Origin of the sequence: Micromonospora sp. WMMD967 (assembly GCF_029626165.1) — a bacterium.
Taxonomy (GTDB): Bacteria; Actinomycetota; Actinomycetes; order Mycobacteriales; family Micromonosporaceae; genus Micromonospora; species Micromonospora taraxaci.
On the sequence record NZ_JARUBK010000001.1, the window covers coordinates 3767555 to 3787736 of the forward strand.

A 20182-nucleotide genomic window follows, 5' to 3' on the forward strand; every position below is an offset into this window, starting at 1 on the left:
CTCCTAAATTTTTGACTCGTGTTAGAACACTGGCTACTCTACCCCCACAGCTTCCCCTCCGTCGCACGCCATTCGCCTTCGACAGGCACGGACGTGCACCGGTGCCCGACAAGCATCCGGGAACAGCCGGAGGCCACGAAAGGACGGATCGGCAATGACTCCTCCGACGCGCCCCCTCTGGCTCGCGGTGATCATCGTCTTCAGCCTCATGGTGGGCGCGGCCGCCGGACTGCTGACGGGGATGAGCTCGCGAGATCCGGTCGCCGGGATCTTCACCGGGGCCGCCGGCTTCACCGGCACCGTGCTCCTCCTGCTGGCGATAGCGGCGTTCCTCACCTCCTCGCCCGACCGGTCCTGAGATTTCGAATCCGCAGCCTGAGTCGCCCGCGAGCCGCTGGGCGATGCCGGTCCAGCCGCGCTCGCGTGGTGGGCCCTTCGCGGATGTGCTGAGGCGCTCGGCACTGGATTCGGACAGGCCCCGCTCGGCGGCGATATCCGTAAATCGCCCGTACGCGCCGACACCGTTCGAATTCGAGCACCCGGCTCCGCCACCCGAGCAGGCTCTACGTCTTTAGGAGCGGCTTGAGCCGGCTAGCTCGGCCGTCAACACCCCATCCGTCTTAAAGCCTCTGACCAATCAGCCAACACGATTCCCGCGGATGTACATCTCCCTCGTAGGGCGCCAACTTGCGGAGCGGAGACGATGGCCACCCGCTACTGACCGGGTATGCTCCTGCGGCCCGGGGCAGTAGGTTCGGGGACGAACCAGGCGCGGTGCGGAGGGTGAACGGTGGCAGAGGCTGGGCAAGACCGGTGGATCGAGGTCTCGCCCTCGCAGTTTCCGCACGAAGCCGAAGGGTTGGCACTGGTCCGCGCGATCATGCCCAACGAGACGCCGTTTCGCGCCTGGTCGAACTTCGAGTTCCGCGATTCGCGGGGTCGATGGCACGAGGTGGACCTACTTCTGCTCGGTCGCAAACAACTCCACCTCATCGAGCTCAAGTACTACTCTGGCACCCTCCGCGGCGATGATCAGCGTTGGGCCCGCGACGGTCGGCGCCCCGAAGATTCTCCGCTCAAGCTGACCCGGCGCAAAGCGCAGTTTTTTGCGAGCAAGCTGAAGGACGAGTTGCGTCTGTGGGCGCAGGAGCAGAACGTTCAGATTCCCGACGAGCGAGACGTCATCCCGTTCGTGCAGGAGGCGGTGTTCCTGCACCACCCCGACCTGCGCTGCGTCCTCAGTTCATCCAGCGCTATCAACCTCTACGGCCTGGATGACCACAGCTCCCGAAGCAACCTAGCCGGCATATCTGAACTGGTGCTCGAACCCGCGGGGCGGCGGGCGATCGGCCCGAACCAGGAACACATCCTGGTTAAGCTGCTTGAACGCATCGGCCTCGTACAACGCCGGGAGCGTGAGGCGGGGTCCTGGGTCATTGAGGACCAGGCCATCGACTCTGACGAGGGCTGGCAGGACTGGCTCGCCTACCACCGGGTGGTCCAGCAGGACCGTGCCCGGATCCGGTTCCGAGTCCTCCCACCGGCCGCCGGCCAGCAGGAGCGGGCGTCGGCCCGGCAGATCGCGGAGCATGAGTTCCGCATCATGTCTCGGTTGCAGCACGACGGGCTGCTGCGCCCGCGTGACTTGGTCGAATCCGAACTCGGCATTGGGCTCGTCTACCCCTATGACCAGCAGTGGCAGCGCCTCGACCTATGGCTGGCCGGCCAGGATCAGGGTGTGCCGCTGGCAACGCAGTTGTCGATGATTCGCCAGATCGGCGAGGCACTGCAGTACGCCCACAACAACCGAGTCGTACACCGCGGGCTGATTCCGCCTGCGGTGTGGGTGCGTCCGGTTACCGGCACCCAGAGCGATGTCAAGGTGCGGGTCGGTGACTGGCAGGGCGCCGGAAGCGTCCGGAACGCCTCGGTCGGCAATTCTTCGCTTCACGGGGTGACCTCGCTGGTCGACGCGGCCCTCGCGAATCACGGACCGGGAGCGGCCGAGGTGTTCAGCGCCCCTGAAGGGGCGTGGAGCGCGGACGCCGATCGTATCCGGCTCGATGTTTTCGGCCTGGGGACACTCGCCTTCTACCTGATCACCGGGAGAGCGCCGGCACCCACCCGGAGCGCTCTCAAGCAACGACTGCGTGACCAGCACGGCCTTGACCTGGCGATCGAGCTGCCTCAGGTCCCGTCGACGTTGCGTTCGCTCGTCCTCAAAGCAACTGATCCGGCGCCCAGCCGGCGGACGGCCGACGTCGCGACTTTCCTGTCGCAGCTCGCCGCGGCCGAGCGTGACTCCGCGACCTCAAGCGATGAGACCGATCCGCTCGAGGCGACACCAGGTGCGGTCCTTGATGGACGCTTCCGGCTGATCCGGCGCCTCGGGCAGGGCTCGACGGCTGTGGGTCTGCTCGTGCAGGATCTGCACATCGACGGAAACGGCGAGTGTGTCCTGAAAGTGGCCCTCGACGACACTGCCGCAACCCGGCTCGACGATGAGGCGGAGGTGCTGCGTCGCCTCGACGCCCCCCGCATCGTGAAAGTCCTCGAAGGACCGATCGTCGTCGGCGGCCGGCGTGCCCTTCTACTCGAAAGTGCCGGTCCGGAGACTCTTACGACCGCGCTGCGGGCGCGTACCCGTCTGTCAATCGACCTACTTGAACGATACGGAATTGACCTGCTCGACAGCCTCGTTACGCTGGACAAGGCCGGGATCGACCACCGAGACATCAAGCCTTCCAACCTGGGTGTACGGGAAAGCCGCAGCGATCGCACCAAGCATTTGATCCTCTTCGACTTCTCGCTGACCCGGGCCGCGGCCTCCGCTCTCCAGGCCGGCACCCCGCCGTACCTCGACCCGTTCCTCACCGGCAAGCGGGACCGGTACGACTCCGCCGCGGAACGGTATGCCGCGGCCGTGGTTCTCTTCGAGATGGCGACCGGCAGCACGCCTGTGTACGGGGACGGCGAAGGCGACCCGGGGAGCATCCAGGACGAGGCGACGATCCGGCCGGAGATGTTCGACACCACGCTGGCTGGCGACCTGGTCGACTTCTTCCGCAAGGCGCTGGCCAGCGATGCCAGCGCCCGGCACCACACCGCGGAAGGGATGCGGGCCGCGTGGCTGACGATCTTTGCTCATGATGCCACGACCGAGCCGGACGAGTCCTACGACGAGCTGGCAGCTCAAGCGGCACTGACCACGCCGCTTCGTGAGTCCGGGCTGACGGCTCGCGCCTTGTCGGCACTGGAACCCTATGCCGTTCAGACAGTCGGCGAGTTGCTGACCGTCGACCCGGTGCAGCTGTCTCGCCTACAGGGCGTCGCGAACGCAACTCGTTTGCAGATCACCTCGCGTATCAAGGAGTGGCGCGCTCGGCTCGGGGCTGAGATCCGCACGACCGAACGTAGCGGTCCGGAGCTGACTCCCACAGATGCCGCCGATCTGTTGCTCCGCGTTGTCGCCACACCTCGCTCGCCGTCACGCGGCGGAGTCGTCCGCTTGATCTTGGGATTCGACACGGCGCTCGATGCCTTTGCGACGCACGCTCAGCTTGGAGCGAACCTCGACGAGCCGGTGCAACAGTCGCGCATCACGACGCTGCTCGGAACCCTGCAAGAGCGGTGGGCCGGGGACCGTGATGCGCGGGCGCTGCTCGACCGCTTGGCTGAGGCCGTCTCGGTCCGCCTCACCGAACTCGGCTCGGTCGCAACGGTCGCCGAGCTGACTCGTACGGTGGTCGACACGCTGCGGCCCGGAACGCATCCGGACGAGCGGTTGGCTCGTGGCCTGCTCCGCTTCGCGTTGGAACGTCGCAAGGCGATGAACAAGGCCGACGGCTCGCAGCCGCCCCTCTGGGTACGCCGGCGCGGGGGAGTGGTCACGCTGCTGGCCGAGGATCAGGCGCTGTGCGATGTCGCCGAGTCACTCGCAGCGGAAGCGGACCAACTGGTCAAAGCAACCGGCGACCCCGCGAACGCCGTCATTCCGGCCCAACGCGCGCAAGCACGCCTCGAAGCAGCCGTCCCCACTGAGAGCGGATGGCCGACGGCCCTCGCCGACCCGTTGCGTCGGATGATTCTGGCCGCCGCCGCATCGACCCACGCAGCTGCCTCAGGCGCTGGCGACCTACACCACCGCGATCTCACCGCCGTCGCGGCCCTGGCCCAAACATTCGCGGACTTCGGCGGACAGCAGCTCACCCCGGACGAGATCCGCGAACGAGTACGGGTCCGGTTCCCCGCAGCGCCGGAACTGCCGCGAAGGCCAGCGCTCGACAGCCTGATCGCAGACGCAGGGCTCGGCTTGACGTTCGACGATCGGCTCCGGGTCTACCGGGCCCTCCACACCGGCGCCGCAACAACCGGGCTGGATTCCCGGTCGGCGACCAGTCTCGCGACGACCACATCCCCAGTAGGCACCACGGGCGCGCTGGGTGCCAGGCTGGAAACCTCGATCGGCAGCCGCTCGTTCCTCGCGCTCGGCGCCCGCGCCGATCGTCTCGGTCGGCTGATCGATGCCGCCCAGACCCGATACGGGGCGACGACGGTCGACCTGACCGGAGCGTTGCTGGACGCGCTGCGCTCGGTGTCCGAGGCCGCCAACATGCCTTGGGACCTGGTGCGTGCCGCCGACGCCGAACGGGAGTCGAGTCGCCCCCGCCGCGGTTTGGAAGAGCTGGTTCGCAGATCCTGGCCCGAGGTCGAGGCCGCCGTCGAGCGGGCGCTCACGGCGGGACGCGAGGACTCGCCGGTGCTGCTCACGGACGCGTCGCCGCTGGCGCGCTATGACAACATGGCGCTGCTGACCCGCTGGACCGACCTGGCCGCGCCGCGCCGCCGCGCGGTCTGGCTGCTGGTACCGCAGCTCAACGGCAACCACGGCCCGGTGGTCGACGGCCGGCCGGTGCCGCTCGCCGCGCCCAACCAGTTCGTCAACCTCGACAACGAGTGGATCGACAGCGCGGCTGCTCTGAGCGCAGCCGCCGAGAAGGAGCAGTAGCAATGGCGGTCTCAACGGGGTTGACGGCAGCGCTCAAGAAGGTGGTCCTCGATCTAGAGGACGACCTTCGCGACCGCGTCGCCTCGCAGCCGGAAGTGTTCAAGGCGTGGGACACCGAATGGCGTATCGCCGTAGGCCGCGAGCGGACGGCCATGTCGTGGCAGGAGTGGCGCGATGACCGAGTGACGCAGGCAGCCGTAGCCTGGGTGCTGACCACAGTCTTTGTGCGGTTCTGCGAGGACAATCGCCTGCTCAAGCCGGTTTGGATCGCCGGACCCGCCGACCGCCGGCAGGAAGCGTTGGATGCAGAACTTGCCTACTTCCGCGCCCACCCTGAAGACACCGACCGGGAGTGGGTGCTCCAGGCGGTCGAATACCTGCGAAACGCGAAGGCAACTCGGGATCTGGTCGAGTCGCACTCGCCGCTGTGGACGGTCTCTCCGTCGGGTCAGGCCGCCAAGCGGCTCATTGCCTTCTGGCGTGAGCGCACCGCCGAAGGCGACCTCGTCTGGGACCTCACCGATTCCGACCTGTCGACTCGGTTCCTCGGTGACCTCTACCAGGATCTTTCCGACTACGCCAAGAAGACGTTCGCGCTGCTCCAGACGCCGGACTTCGTGGAGGAGTTCATCCTCGACCAGACGATGGGGCCGGCACTTGCCGAACGGCCACTCGAAGGCTTCAAGCTCATCGACCCCACCTGCGGGTCGGGTCACTTCCTCCTCGGCGCCTTCGCCCGGCTCAACGATCGCTGGGCGGCGGCCGCGCCGGGACTAGAGGTGCAGGCGCGGGTACAGAAGGCCCTCGACGCCCTCCACGGCGTCGACCTCAATCCCTTCGCCGTCGGAATCGCGCGCTTCAGGCTCATGGTCGGAGCGGTCCAAGCAGCCAGCCTGACATCCCTCGAAGAGGCACCCGCATTCGAGTTCCACCTTGCGGCCGGCGACTCGTTGCTGCATGGGCGACCGCAGCTGGCCCTGGACCTTCCGGGAATGGAGGACTACGACTCGGGCTTGAATGGGTTTGCTTACGCGACGGAGGACCTCGCAGTCCTCCGGTCAATTCTCGACCCAGGCAAGTACGATGTCGTGGTTGGAAATCCGCCATACGTTACGGTCAAGGATAAGAAGCTCAGCGCAGCGTATCGCGAGCGGTACCCGACTTGCAAAGGAACGTACGCGCTGACGATCCCTTTCATGGAGCGGTTTTTCCAACTGGCCAAGGAGGCCGCTGGTGACCATCCTGCAGGATGGGTTGGTCAGATCACGTCGAACTCTTTCATGAAACGCGAGTTCGGATCCCGTCTGGTCGAGGAATTTCTCGTCAAGCATGATCTGAGGCTCGTTGTCGACACATCTGGCGCTTACATCCCCGGACATGGCACCCCAACGGTCATCCTAGTCGGACGACCCCAGGCGCCCACCGGAGACGCTGTAAAAGCGGTCTTGGGTGTTCGTGGCGAGCCCGGGCAACCCGCTGATCCAGCCAAAGGCCTGGTCTGGACATCAATTATCAACAACCTAGAGCGTCTTGAGTACGACGAAGACGACTACATCTCAATTGCTAGCCTTCCACGACAAGTGCTGGCGCGCCATCCATGGAGTCTTAGCGGAGGTGCCGCTTCGGCGTTGCTTCTCAACATTGAGAGAGCGCAACGAAGGCTTGACTCGCGATTGTCCGGCAAGATCGGATTTGCCAGTTTTCCGGGCTCTGATGATTGCTTTTTCAGCACTCGAGCCGAGCTGACTCGTTCGTGCGGCCCCAACTTGGTCCGCAAGGTGGTCACGGGAGACGTAGTCAGAGACTGGGATGTGCGAGAGGGGGTCCATGCACTCTTCCCCTATGACTCAAGCTTCCATCTGTTGGATCTCACGCCAAATGAGGGATGGGCACGCCGCTTGTGGCCGTTCCGGGCAACGTTGAGTTCAACTATTGGATTTGGCGGTGAGACAAAGTCTGACTCAGGCGCACCGTGGTGGAGTTGGTACCGATTGGTGGCCTCACGTTATTCAACCCCGTTGACCATCACCTTTGCCTTTGTGGCGACGCATAACCATTTCGTGCTGGATCGGGGCGGGAAGGTCTTCAAGCAGTCGGCGCCGGTGATCAAGTTGCCGGAGGGGGCGACGGAGGACGATCACCTTGCGCTACTCGGAGTGCTGAACTCCTCGACGGCCTGCTTCTGGCTAAAGCAGAACAGCCACGATAAAGGAATCCGGGGTGAGGGCGGAGGATTTACCTCGTCGGACTGGGAGCGATTCTACGAGTTCACCGGGACGACCCTGAAGGACTTTCCACTCCCGTCGAGTCTGCCCTTGGCGGAGGCTCGTTTGCTCGACGGAGCTGCGCAGAAGGCGGCCACCCTCTTCGAATCCCTAACGGCCGAAGATTCCACACCATCGCTCGATGCAATATCCGATGCCGAGACTGAGTTCGACGAGCTGCGCATGCGAATGATCTCTGACCAGGAGGAGTTGGACTGGCGAGTATATCTTTCGTATGGGCTTGTCGCGGATGATTTGACGTCTCCGGAGGGCCTCAGTCCAGGAATCCGCTTCGGAGAACGCGCATTCGAGATTGCGCTCGCCCGAAGGGTGATGCGAGATGGGGAGTCTGCTGAATGGTTCACCCGGCACGCCGCCGAGCCGCTAATTGAGCTACCCGCACATTGGTCGCAAGAGTATCGAGAGCTGGTGCAGCGGCGACTCGACCTGATTGAGTCAAACAGGTTTATCAACCTGCTTGAGCGTCCTGAGTACAAGCGGAGGTGGACCAGCGAGCCGTGGGGGAAGCGGGTTGAGCGGACCTTACGGCGGTGGCTGCTCGACCGCTTGGAGGCACAATCGTACTGGTTCGACCGGCAAGGTCGGCCAACCGTACGATCGGTCGCTCAGCTCGCCGATGCCGTGACCCGCGACTCCGACTTCGTCCCCGTCCTGCAGCTCTGGGACGGTCGTAAGGACCGATCGGTCACCCAGCAACTCTCCACGCTGCTGGAAACGGAAAGCGTGCCATTCCTGGCCGCGCACCGGCTCAAGGAATCTGGACTTCGCAAGCGTGAAGCGTGGGAACATACCTGGGATCTGCAGCGCCGCGCGGACAAGGGTGAGAAGGTCGGCCAGATACCGGTGCCGCCGAAGTACACGACCGCGGACTTCCGCAAGCAGCCGTGGTGGCAGCACCGGGGCAAGCTCGACGTTCCCAAGGAACGATTCATCCTTTACCCGGACGCCGGTCGCGAGACCGACCCAACCCAGTTGCTCGGCTGGGCCGGCTGGGATCACGCTCAGCAGGCCCTGGCCCTGAACGCGGTCATCGCCGAGCGGGAGGCCGAAGGTTGGGCTGACGACAAGCTTGTTCCCCTGGTCGCGGGCCTCGCGGAGCTTCAGCCCTGGGTGCGGCAGTGGCACGACGAGACCGACCCCACCTACCAGCTCAACCTGGCGGACTACCTGGAAGAGCAGCTGCGCGGTCGCGCTCACCAGGTGGGCATGACCGTCGAGCAGCTTGGTGCCTGGAGGCCGCCGGCCACCAGTCGAGGACGCCGACCGAGGTCGTGAAAGCCATGACGATGCAGATTGAGGAGAAGGCGTGAACACCCCGCTGCGCGACGTCATCAGCATTCCTGAGCGCGCTGGCGCGGAGGACTACGTTCTGCGTCTGACCGACTCGGTAGGGCACAGCGCGGTCGAGCGCACGCTCGATGAATACGTCGTCACCGATGCGCTGGTCGAGGCATTCGACACGGCGATGGGGCTAGTGGCCGAGGGCATCACTTCCGGTACGAGCCGTGGTTCCTTCCTTACCGGCTCGTTCGGTTCGGGTAAGTCGCACTTCATGGCGGTGCTGCATGCCCTTCTCCAACACGAGCCCGCCGCCCGCTCCAAGTCTGAGCTTCAGCCCGTAGTGGCGCGCCACGATCCGGTTCTGGGCGACCGGAAGATCCTGCCGCTCGCCTTCCACCTGCTCGGCGCGCGGACGATGGAGGAAGCCCTCTTTCAGGGGTACATACGCCAGATCGCCGAACGCCATCCCGGTGCGCCGCTGCCCGCGGTACACAAGTCCGACGCTCTTCTCGAAGACGCCGAGCGTTACCGAGCCCAACTCGGTGACCAGCAGTTCTTCGCCGGCCTCAACGGTGATGCAAACGGCGAGAGCGGCGGCGCGGCCGACCCCTGGGCTGCTGTCCTGGGTAAGGGGCAGTGGGATGCGGTTCGTTACGCCGAGGCGCGCGCGGCTTCGGCTGCGAGTCCCAGCCGACAGAAGTTGGTGTCGGCCCTGGTCGACACGTACTTCCGCTCGTATACGCAGCAAGCGGAGTACGTCGACCTGGACACCGGGTTGGCGGCAATCTCGGTGCACGCCAAGAGCCTCAACTACGACGCCGTGGTGCTGTTCCTCGACGAGCTGGTCCTGTGGCTGGCGTTCTCGGTGCAGGACCGCGAGTTTTTCCGCCGGGAGTCACAGAAGCTCACCAAGCTGGTCGAGTCGTCCATCGGCGGGCGGCCCATCCCGCTCATCTCGTTCGTGGCCCGGCAGATGGACCTGCGGCGCTGGTTCGCCGACTCCGGCGCCAGCGGTGCAGAGCAGGACGCGCTGGATCGCGCTTTCCGTCACCAGGAGGGCCGGTTCGGAGTCATCCCGCTGGGCGACGACAACCTTCCGTACGTCGCGAATCGGCGTCTCCTGCAGCCCCGGAACGCTGAGGCTGCCGCGGTCCTCGAAGGCGCTTTCGGGACAATTGACCGCCGCCCTGCCGTCTGGGATGTGCTTCTCGATGGCGTGAATACCGACGAGCGGCATCGCGGGTCCGACGAGAAAGCATTCCGCCTCACCTACCCGTTCTCGCCGGCCCTGGTGTCCACGCTGCGTAGCCTGGCCAGCGTCATGCAGCGCGAGCGGACCGCGCTCAAGGTGATGCAGCAGATGCTCGTCGACCGGCGCGAGACCCTGACCATCGACCAGATCATTCCGGTCGGCGACTCGTTCGACCTCGTCGTTCAGGGGCAGACCGGGCAGGCGTTGGACGCTGAGGCGGCCGCGCTTTTCCGGTCGGCCAACAAGCTGTACACGGACAAGTTGCGACCGCTGCTGCTCGGTATCCACAGCATCGACGAGCGGACGCTGCGGGAGGAGCCGGAGAAGGTTCCGCCCGGCTTCCGTACCGATGACCGTCTGGCCAAGACTCTCTTGCTGTCGGCCGTCGCCCCAAGGGTGCCGGCCCTGATGGCGTTGACCGCGGCCCGGCTCGCGTCGCTCAACCACGGGTCGATCGTGTCGCCGCTGCCGGGCGGTGAGGCGGCGGTGGTGTTGTCCAAGGTGCGTACCTGGGCCCGGGATATCCCGGAGATTCACCTCGACGGCGATGACCGCAACCCGACGATTCGGGTGCAGCTGTCCGACGTCGACTACGAGTCGATTGTGGAGCGGGCCAAGGCTGAGGACAACGAGGGCCGACGCCGTGAGTTGTTGAAGGACCTTGTCAGCGACAGTCTCGGCGTCACTCTGGCGTCCCAGGACCTGCAGGGCGCCTACCCGTACGACTTCGTCTGGCGTGGCTCGCAGCGCAAGGTCGATGTGCTCTTCGGCAACGTCCGCGACCGCAGTTGGCTGTCCGACGACCATTTCCGCGCTGCGCCTGATACCTGGCGGATTGTCATCGACCATCCGTTCGACGACCCGGGCCACTCCACCGTCGAAGACCTGCAGCGGCTGGACGAGATGGTGGCGCGGGGCGTGCAGGAGCGCACCCTTGTGTGGCTGCCGCGATTCCTGTCGAATGATAAAGTTCGCGAGCTGCGGCGTCTGGTCATCCTCAACTGGCTGCTCGACGGCAGCATCGAACGCTGGCAAGGCCATGCCGACCACCTCAACGAGGCTGACCGTGCCTTGGCCCGGTCGATCCTGGAGTCCCAGCGCAACACGCTGCGGCGCAGCCTTGAGGACGCGGTGCAGCAGGCATACGGCGCCGCATCACCGCGCCCAGGCGTCCTCCTCGAAGACGCGTCGCACGAGCGGACGCTGTTCTCCTTCGAACGGCGCTTCGCCCCGGCAAATCCGGTCGGTGCCACGCTCGGTCAGGCCTTCAACAACCTGCTCGACCAGGCATTCAAGGCCCTCTACCCCGCGCATCCGTTGTTCGAGCCCGGTGATGTGGAGGTCAAAGTCCGCGACCTCAAAGTCGTCGCTCGGTACGTGGCACAGACCGCGGCGGACAGCGAGAAGCGCGTCGAGCTTCAGGCCGATGCCGCCGTGGTACGACGGATCGCGGAGCCGCTCGGCGTCGGCAAGGCCACGGAGATGCACTACCTCTTCGGCGACGATCGGTTCACTCCGTGGGGTCAGGAGATCGAACGAGCACTCGGCCGACGGGCGCAGGAACAGGGCAAGCCCGCCGACGGTCCGGTGACCGTGGCGGAGCTGCGGCGCTGGATCCGGGACGTCTCGCCCGCCCATGGCCTGCGGGACGAGGTCGCCGACCTGGTTGTCATCGCTTGGGCGGCGCTGCGGCAGCGGGCTTGGTTCCAACAAGAGATGGCGCTACCGGTTGCACCGGAGCCTGGCTCGCTCAACCCGGTGATGGAGCTGCGTACCCAGGAACTGCCGGCCGCCGGTGATTGGGAGGCGGCGCGAACCGTGGCCGGCGCGATGCTCGGCATCACGGCCGGGGCGTATCTCACCGCGCCCGCTGTGGCCGATTTCGTCGGGCAGGTCGTCACCAAGGCAGCGGAACTGTCGAAGACAGCGCCAGGGTTGGTGGGAGCGATCGAGACGGCGTATCGACGTGCGGAGATTTCAGACGGTAGCCGGCTGAGGACCGCCAAAGCCTGTTCCGCGCTGATGCAGCAACTGCGTCATCTGGACGGCGTCAAGCTCGTCCAGGTGTTGGCGAAGGCGGATCTCGGCGGAGCGACTCCAGTTGCCGCGGGTAAATCGCTGGCTTCGGCGGACGCTGTTGAAAAGGCGCTCATTGCGTTTTCTTGGCACCGGCTCGACCCGCTTCGCGCAGCTATGGACGGCGAGGGAAGCCGCGCCGCGGATGCTGCTGCCGTCGTCAACGGCCTGCGCGCCGCTCTGGAGCAGGACGAGTTGCCAGTCCCGATCGGACGGGCGCTTGCCTCCTGCGAGGACGGGATCTTCAGGTGGTTGGCGGGAAGCGCCGCGCCCCCGCCGGGTCCTGAGCCCAAGCCGAAGCCGCCGGTGGTGCCGGGCCTCAAGGCCGGGAGTTCCAGCCGGGCAGGCGGAGCGGAGAACACAGAAATCATGGACCGGCTGCAAACCTTCCTGAACGACAACTCCGACGTCACCGTCGAGGTGACGTGGCGAGTGCTGCCGTGACCGTCGCCGTGGCCACAACGCGGGTGAGCGCATCGATGGTGCTCGCCATCGTTGACGAGGCCCGCGCCAAGAACTACGGCAGCGGCGTCATCGGCATCCGTGGCGTCCCTGACCGAGCTATCACCGCCGATCTCCAACATCAGGGCCAGACCGTGCGGGTTCGAGCGGCCGAGTCGGCGCTGGCAGCCCGGGAGCTGCTCGGTGACCACCGAGACGGCGACTGGCTCGTCGTCGTCACCGACCGTGACGATGGCGACCTCGGCGCCGGTATCCTCGCCCACTTCATCTGGCAGCGCTTACGCAGCCCTGACCCGTGGGAGGCAGTGCGGACTCGATTCGCTGCCACCGGGATCGACCCTGCCCTGACCAGCCGACCGGACAACCGAGAGCTGGCCACCGCGTTGGTCGCTGCAACCCCGCAGGCGGGCTGGCCTGCAGCCCCGGCCGGAGTACTCACCCGCACCCACGCGCTCGGCGCCGTGGCCGCAACCCACCTCGGCTTCGATACGGATACCGCCGACGTCCTCGGCGTCCTCCGCTGGTCGATCTCTGCACAGAGCGTCGCCTCCCTCGGCGCCTTGCGACGAAGCGTCGGAGACCTGCTCGCCGACACCACGCTTGACTGGATCGCCCAACGGGCGGGCTCGGCGGCAGGCCCGATCCGTGCACTACTGTCTCGCGGCGAACTCGCCGACGTCGTACCGCTCGGTCTGGTCCTCCGCTTGCTGATCGCTGACCGATATGACGCGCCGGCAGCGCATCAGGCCCAACTTGCTCTGGTCCGGCTCGAACCGCGGTGGGGCGATCCCCGCCCTTCGCCGGTCGCGTTGGCCGCTCTCGGACAAGCAGCGGACACACTGTTGTCCGACCTGATTCACGATCGGCGCGCCGACGACGATGTCGCGCGCTCCCTCGACCGGGCCGACGTAATTCTCACGCAGCTCCAAGCCGAGCCGCTGGCCCGCTACTCAGAACTTCTCGCCAGCGGATTGCGAGCGCGATTTGTCGCGCTTGCCGACGCACTGCGCCGGGCAATCGTTTCACCCGGCCATGTCGACAACACAAACACCGTCGAGACCGCCTGGGCAGCAGTTCAGACGCACCGGCTCGAAGCGACAACGCCACTGCGCGCTCCCTTCGAGGCCGCGGTACGACTCGTCCGCTGGCTCGCGGACGTTGATCCACCGTCCGGCGCCGCCTCGGATGCCGCTGCGCTCGGCGCTCTCGTGCGCCAGTACCTCGACAGCGCGGCGTGGGCTGACGCGGCGATTAACGACGCATTCGGCGGCGTTGACGATCCGAGCTTGTCAAGCGCACTCCACGCCGTCGTCACGGCCGCGCAGAAGCGACGCCGCGCACAGGAACGTCGCTTCGCCCGGGCGCTCGCCTCAGCGCCAATCCCTGCCGGCCGCGGCGTGCCCGCCGACCCGGGCACCATCTGGTACCTGGAGCAACTGCTGCCAGGCTGCGTCATTCCGCTCGCCCGGAAGACCCCCGTGTTGCTGCTCGTCCTCGACGGCATGAGCACCGCCGTCGCAACGGAGATCCTGTCCGACGCGACCACACGCCTCGGCTGGCTCGAGGCTGCCCTGCCAGGAGCCGGCAACCGCCGAAGGTCCGCAGCGCTTGCGGCGCTGCCGTCAATCACCGAGGTGAGCCGTGCCTCGTTGCTCACCGGCCGCCTCACCCGCGGGCAGCAGTCCGAAGAACAGCACGGGTACGCCGAGATCACCGCCAAAGGCGGAAAGATCACGGCACGGCTCTTCCACAAAAAGGCAGTGGATACGACGGCAGCGGGCTGGTCGGTCAGCCCGGATGTCGGCGGTGCCATCGATGACATCGAGCTGTCGCTGGTGACCGTTGTCCTGAACACGATCGACGACGCACTTGACCGCAGCGACCCCGCGGGAACGGTTTGGACCGCTGACGCTGTCAAACACCTTGAACCGCTGCTAGCGCGGGCTGCCGCAGCAGGGCGGACGGTCGTCGTAACCTCCGACCACGGTCACATTGTCGAGCGCCGTCAAGGCTCGCAACGTTCGTACCCGGATATTTCCAGTGCCCGGTCTCGCCCGGCGACTGCTCCCGTCCAGGACGACGAGATTGAGGTCAGCGGCCCTCGCGTCCTCACCGACGGCCACCGAGCCGTCCTGGCCGTCGACGAGACTCTCAGGTACGGACCCCTGAAAGCCGGCTACCACGGGGGAGCGAGCGCAGCAGAGGTCGTCGTCCCGGTCGTCGTCCTCGTACCTGATGAGACCCGTAACCGGGCCGGCCTGGAACTGCTGCTGCCGCAGGAACCCGCCTGGTGGCTAACCTCCGTCCCCGCTCCGCGGCGGCCTGCCGAGCCGCCTGCCCAGAAGGCCGCGACCACCAAGAGCCGCGGAGTCCGACAGGACAGCCCGACCCTGTTCGACCTGGGCCCACAGGCCACCGAGCAACCGGCGGTGACACTCGGCCGTGCCATCGTGACCAGCTCCGTCTACAAGGCACAGCGGAAGATCACCGGCCGGCTCATCGTCACCGACGATCAGATCGCGAGCATCATCGACGCCTTGGTGGGGGCGGCTGCCAACCGGCTGGCACCCACCCTCGCAGCTCAAGCCCTAGGAGTGGCACAGACCCGGCTTCGGGGTGCGCTGACGCAGGTCCAGCAACTGCTCAACATCGAGGGGTACGCCGTTCTGGCCGCCGACCCAGCCACCGGCACGGTCACGCTCGACGTCACGCTCCTCACCGAGCAGTTCGAGGTGCCCTCGTGACGCTGGACGTCTCCCAGCGGCGCCGACGCGAGGTGATCGACGCGCTTCGCCGTGGGACCGTCCCGGAGAGCGGACTCGACCTGCTCGCGGTCGGCCTCGACCGATTCTCTGCCGCTCTTGACGGTGAACTCGATACGGTCAGGTCTGGTGGCGCCGTGTTCAAGGCGGTGCGGGGCGAATACGGCGCCGGCAAGACATTCTTCACCCGACATCTGGCCGAGCGGGCTCTTCGCCGCGGGTTTGCTGCGGCCGAGGTGCAGATCTCTGAGACCCAGACGCCGTTGCACCGGCTGGAGACCGTGTACCGGCGCATCACCGAGTCCATGCGGACGGCGTCGATACCACCCAGCGCGTTCCGCGCTGTTCTTGACTCCTGGCTGTTCACGCTGGAAGCCGATGCGCTCGAAGCTGATCCCGCTGCGGAGGCAGACGTGGGCGCGGCGGTTGATCGGCTCCTCGAACAGCGGCTCGCCCAGGTCAGCAAGCACTCTTCGCTCTTCGCACTGGCGTTGCGCGGTTACCGGGCGGCGTTGAGCTCGGGCGACACCGTCGTCGCCGATGGTCTGGCCGCATGGATGGCCGGACAGCCACAGGTCTCGGCGTCGGCGAAACGAGCCGCCGGGATCCGCGGCGAGCTCGACCATTTCGGCGCCATGGCCTTCCTTCAGGGGCTACTCACCGTCCTGCGGGACGCCGGTCATCCGGGATTGGTCCTTGTTCTCGATGAGGTCGAGACGCTGCAACGGGTCCGTGGCGACGTCCGGGACAAGGCACTCAACGCCCTGCGACAGCTGATCGACGAGGTTCACTCCGGCCGCTTCCCCGGGCTGCATCTCGTCATCACCGGCACACCGGCGTTCTACGACGGGCAGCAGGGTGTGCAGCGGCTCGCGCCGCTGGCGCAACGGCTTGCCGTCGACTTCGCCACGGACCCGAGATTCGACAACCCCAGGGCCGTGCAGATTCGCCTGCCGGGCTTCACTATCGAGTCCCTGGTCGAGCTAGGCGCCCGCGTTCGGGACCTCTACGCCGACGGATCAACTGCTCCCGACCGGATACGGACTCTGGTCGACGACGCGTATCTTGACCAGCTGGCTCGTGCCGTTGCCGGGGGCCTGGGTGGAAAGGTCGGCATTGTGCCGCGCCTGTACCTGAAGAAGCTGGTGGGCGATGTCCTCGACCGCGTCGACCAGTTCCCGGACTTCGACCCCAGGCAGCACTACGCGCCGACCATGTCGGCAGCGGAGATGACCGACGTGGAACGCAACGCCGCAAGCGCCGACGACATCACACTAGACGTGTGACTGCCGCCGACCTGCTCCATCCCGTCCTGCTGCACCACATCGTCAATTCCCTGCAATGGCCGGGTCTGCGACCCCTGCAGGAAGCTGCTGTGGAGCCGCTTCTGGCTGGCGAGGACACGCTCCTCCTCGCCCCGACCGCTGGGGGCAAAACCGAAGCGGCAGCGTTTCCGCTGTTGTCCCGGATGGCAGCCGAGGGCTGGTCCGGAACCTCAGTGCTCTACCTCTGCCCGCTCAAAGCCCTACTCAACAATCTGCTGCCGCGCTGGGAACGCTACGCCGACTGGCTAGGGCGGCGAGCCGCGCTCTGGCATGGCGACGTCACCGCGTCGCGACGGCGGGCCATCCTGGCCGCCCGCCCGGACGTACTTCTGACCACACCGGAATCCCTGGAGTCGATGCTGGTCAGCCGCAACGTCGACCATCGTGCGTTCTTCGCCGGCCTTAAGACCGTTGTCGTCGACGAGGTGCACGCCTTTGCCGGCGACGACCGTGGCTGGCATCTCCTCGCTGTCCTGGAACGTCTGACCCACCTGATCGGCCGGCCCGTTCAGCGGATCGGGCTCTCGGCAACCGTGGGCAATCCGGATCGCCTGCTGACCTGGCTGCAGGGCTCCGGCGCGGGTGTTCGGACCGGACGTGTCATCGCTCCTGACCTGCAGGTCGCCGCGACAGCGACTGCGGCGACACCTCCGCCGGGCGAGATCGAACTTGACTTCGTCGGCTCCCTGCAAAATGCTGCCACCGTGCTCGCCGGGCTGCACTCCGGTGAGAAACGGCTGGTCTTCTGCGAGTCCCGCCAGGCCGTAGAACAGCTCGGGAGTCTCCTGCGGGAGCGCGGCATCACCACCTTCCTGTCACACGCCTCGCTGTCTGCCGACGAGAGAAGACGCTCGGAAGAGGCGTTCGCCGAGGCGCGTGACTGCGTCATCGTTTCGACCAGCACACTCGAACTGGGAATCGACGTCGGTGACCTTGATCGCGTCATTCAGATCGACGCCCCCTCGACCGTGGCGTCATTCCTGCAACGACTCGGGCGTACAGGCCGGCGGCCCGGCAGCATCCGCAACTGCCTCTTTCTCACCCGCAGCGGCGACGCCCTACTGGAGGCAGCGGCCCTGCTGGCGCTCTGGGGCCGCGGATGGGTCGAGCCAGTCGTCGCCCCGCCCGAGCCACGGCACATCGTCGCCCAACAGATGCTCGCGCTCTGCCTGCAAGAACACCGAGTGGGCGATCAGAACTGGCCGCAGTGGTGGAACGGTCTCGACCCCTTCGGCCGCGGCGCCACCCCGATCATTCGCCATCTGATCGATCAGGGCTACCTCGACAGCGACAGCGACATGCTTTACATCGGCCCCGAAGCCGAACGGCGCTTCGGGCACCGACACTTCATGGGCATGACAGCAGTATTCGTCGGAGCACCCGAGTTCACCGTCCTGGTAGGCCGCGACGAACTGGGCCGCGTCGACCCCGCGCTGCTCACAGAGGAGGTGCAGGGCGACCGTCGACTGCTACTCAACGGGCGAAGTTGGCGGGTCACCTACATCGACTGGCGGCGCCGCCGCTGCTTCGTCGAACCCGCCGAAAACGGCGGAAAGGCTCGCTGGACGACCGGGGGCTGGGCAGGCCTCGGATTCGAGCTGAGCCGCGCCATGCGCGAGGTGCTTCTCGGCGCTGACCCCCCGGTAAAGCTCACACAGCGAGCAGCCAAGCGCCTCACCCAAGAGCGGGAAGAGCGATCCGCGCTGGTGCATCCGGGTGGCAACGTCATCCTTCGTGATCGGCACGGCGATGACCTGCGGTGGTGGACCTGGGCCGGTTTCCGTGCGAACGCGACCTTGGCGGCCACGTTGACTGAGGTGGTCGACCCTGTCCAACGCTTCGATGACTGCCAGATCCGCCTGCGGGCGAATCTCACTCGGGACGAATGGCGGAAACTCATAGCCGACGCAGACCAGCGTCTGTGCTTACCCGAGGTCAACAAGAAGGCTCTCGACGGACTCAAGTTCAGCGAAGCGCTACCGGAGCGGCTTGCGTTGGCGACGTTGGCGTCTCGCCTCGCCGACCTCGATGGCGCAACCGCCGTCCTGCAGGAGCCGACGCGGTTCGTTCAGACGTAGCCGGGCAGTGTGTCAGTCTGCTGCCTGACGCGCTCCCCAGTCTCACCCTTGATGGGGACCTCCGACACGACGCTCCGGCCCTCCAACGTGCTGACCCAAATCCGTTCGGAGGAAGCGCTGGACAGGGGTTCACCGGTCGCAGCTTTTGATCTTGCTGGCTCGGTGGGACAGGTTGTTTCGCCGTGCGTGCAATGGCGACCCTGGCTGATCGCGAAGAAATATCCGGTGGCTTGGCCCGGTTGCAGTCCAAACACCAGGTCTGTTACCTGGCGTCTGGCCGGAGGACGGGCTCGCGGCTGATGATGGTGAGGCTCCGGCGGGCCCTCGTCAGGGCCACGTAGAGGCTGGTCGGGTGATGGGCATCGGCATCGAGGATGATCGCATGGTCGTACTCGAGACCTTTGATCAGGACAGGGCGTGAGATGACGTGTTGCGTCGACCGGCGGCCTGTGACTCGTGCGCGGTTGCGGAGCTGCGTCACGGCTGCCGCTACGTCGGTGGCGCCCGAAGTGGCGATTCGCAGGGCGTTCAGGATCGTGTACCAGGCGTCGTGACGAAAGATCTTGGTGGTCGGCACGGAACCGAGGGCGTTGAGGGCTTCGTGCACCCGTGCGGGTGACGGATCATCGAGCAGCACAGACAATCGGACGAGGGCGTCTTGGGCACCTCGGCGTTTCAGGTGGGCAACGCTTTGGCCGGCCGCAAGCTTCTTCAGCACAGCGGTGTCGAGGACGTCCGCGAGCTTAGCGGCGCAGGTCTTGGCGAACTTGGCGGTCTCGGAGGCGACGGTCGCCGGATCACCTTTGTCGACGAAGGCGGCGAACTTCATCATCTCCTTGCCCTCGATTTCCTCCATCACGGTGTAGAGACCACCAAGATTGCGGGCCTGCGATGCGACATCGTGGGGCAGGTCGCCGATGGCCACCACAGACCCGACTGCGGTCCGGTGGCCGAAGCAGGCACGTGCCCGGTTGGCAGGGTCGGCGGCGATCCAGGTCACCGGTGCGGACTCGTCGAGGACGATGGGGGCACCGGTGATGATGTCGGTACGTACCTTGATTAGCCACTCCCCAAGGACCTCGTTGTGGCCAAGCCAGCGCCACGGCTTTGCCGGGAGCGCCGTGTTCGGCCATCGTGACGCGACGTCCGTTTCCCAGGTGATCGGCACGTTGTCGCCGAAGTTGAAAATGCTCTGCAGTGGGTCGCCGAAGACAGCCACCGGCAGGATCTCGCCCAGGGCACGGATGAGGGCGTGCTGGTCGGCTCCGCAGTCCTGGTACTCGTCAACGATCGCCAAGTCGTAGCTGGCTGCCAGTACACGGCGGATAGCGCGGCTGGATACGACAAGCTCGGCGCCGGTGTAGTAGCGCAGCGAGTCAGACCAGTTCGGCAGTTGCGGCGCCGAGAACTGCGCGAGCTGCGGGTAGCGGTTCACCAGGGAGTGAGACCAGCTCGCGATTGTCTCCACGCGTACATGCCTCTGCATGACACCGAAGGCGGTCATCCTTCGTCGAAGCGCGTCAACTCCGGCGTTGGTGTGAGTAAGGACCAGGGCTCTCTCGCCGGCGTTGGCTGCTAGAGAGCCGAGGGCGGCGATGACATGGGTTTTGCCAGTACCTGCAGGCAGCTGCACAGAGCACGGCATCGTCTGGC

General features: G+C 66.1%; 8 protein-coding genes. 7 read left to right on the plus strand and 1 reads right to left on the minus strand.

Annotated elements, in window-relative coordinates:
- Positions 1–154 precede the first annotated feature (154 nt).
- The 7 genes from O7631_RS17550 to O7631_RS17580 all read left to right on the plus strand — a co-directional run bounded on the left by O7631_RS17550 (position 155) and on the right by O7631_RS17580 (position 18529).
- The gene (locus tag O7631_RS17550; RefSeq protein WP_204000645.1) at positions 155–358 is read left to right on the plus strand and encodes a hypothetical protein; all 204 of its coding nucleotides are present in this window, start codon (positions 155–157) and stop codon (positions 356–358) included.
- A gap of 432 nt (positions 359–790) precedes the next feature.
- Positions 791–5008 carry a BREX system serine/threonine kinase PglW gene (gene pglW / locus O7631_RS17555; protein WP_278145168.1) on the plus strand — a complete coding sequence of 1406 codons (4218 nt, stop codon included), beginning with the start codon at positions 791–793 and terminating at the stop codon, positions 5006–5008.
- Positions 5009–5010: 2 nt separating this feature from the next.
- A complete protein-coding gene (gene pglX / locus O7631_RS17560; protein ID WP_278145169.1) occupies positions 5011–8568 on the plus strand; it encodes a BREX-2 system adenine-specific DNA-methyltransferase PglX in 3558 nt (1185 codons plus the stop codon).
- Positions 8569–8599: 31 nt separating this feature from the next.
- Positions 8600–12346 carry a hypothetical protein gene (locus O7631_RS17565; RefSeq protein WP_278145170.1) on the plus strand — a complete coding sequence of 1249 codons (3747 nt, stop codon included), beginning with the start codon at positions 8600–8602 and terminating at the stop codon, positions 12344–12346.
- Positions 12343–15108: a BREX-2 system phosphatase PglZ gene (gene pglZ / locus O7631_RS17570; RefSeq protein WP_278145171.1), complete on the plus strand. Its 2766-nt coding sequence runs from the start codon at positions 12343–12345 to the stop codon at positions 15106–15108. Before O7631_RS17565 ends, pglZ begins: the two co-directional genes overlap by 4 nt.
- Entirely contained in the window at positions 15105–16412 is a 1308-nt protein-coding gene (gene brxD / locus O7631_RS17575; protein ID WP_278145172.1) for a BREX system ATP-binding protein BrxD, read from the plus strand. The genes pglZ and brxD overlap by 4 nt, the downstream gene beginning before the upstream one ends.
- Entirely contained in the window at positions 16409–18529 is a 2121-nt protein-coding gene (locus tag O7631_RS17580) for a DEAD/DEAH box helicase (RefSeq protein WP_278145173.1), read from the plus strand. The genes brxD and O7631_RS17580 overlap by 4 nt, the downstream gene beginning before the upstream one ends.
- Before the next feature lie 262 nt (positions 18530–18791).
- Here O7631_RS17580 and O7631_RS17585 read toward each other — a convergent pair whose 3' ends face one another.
- On the minus strand, positions 18792–20174 hold the full coding sequence (locus O7631_RS17585; RefSeq protein WP_278147966.1) for a UvrD-helicase domain-containing protein: 1383 nt from the start codon (positions 20172–20174) through the stop codon (positions 18792–18794).
- Positions 20175–20182: the final 8 nt, after the last annotated feature.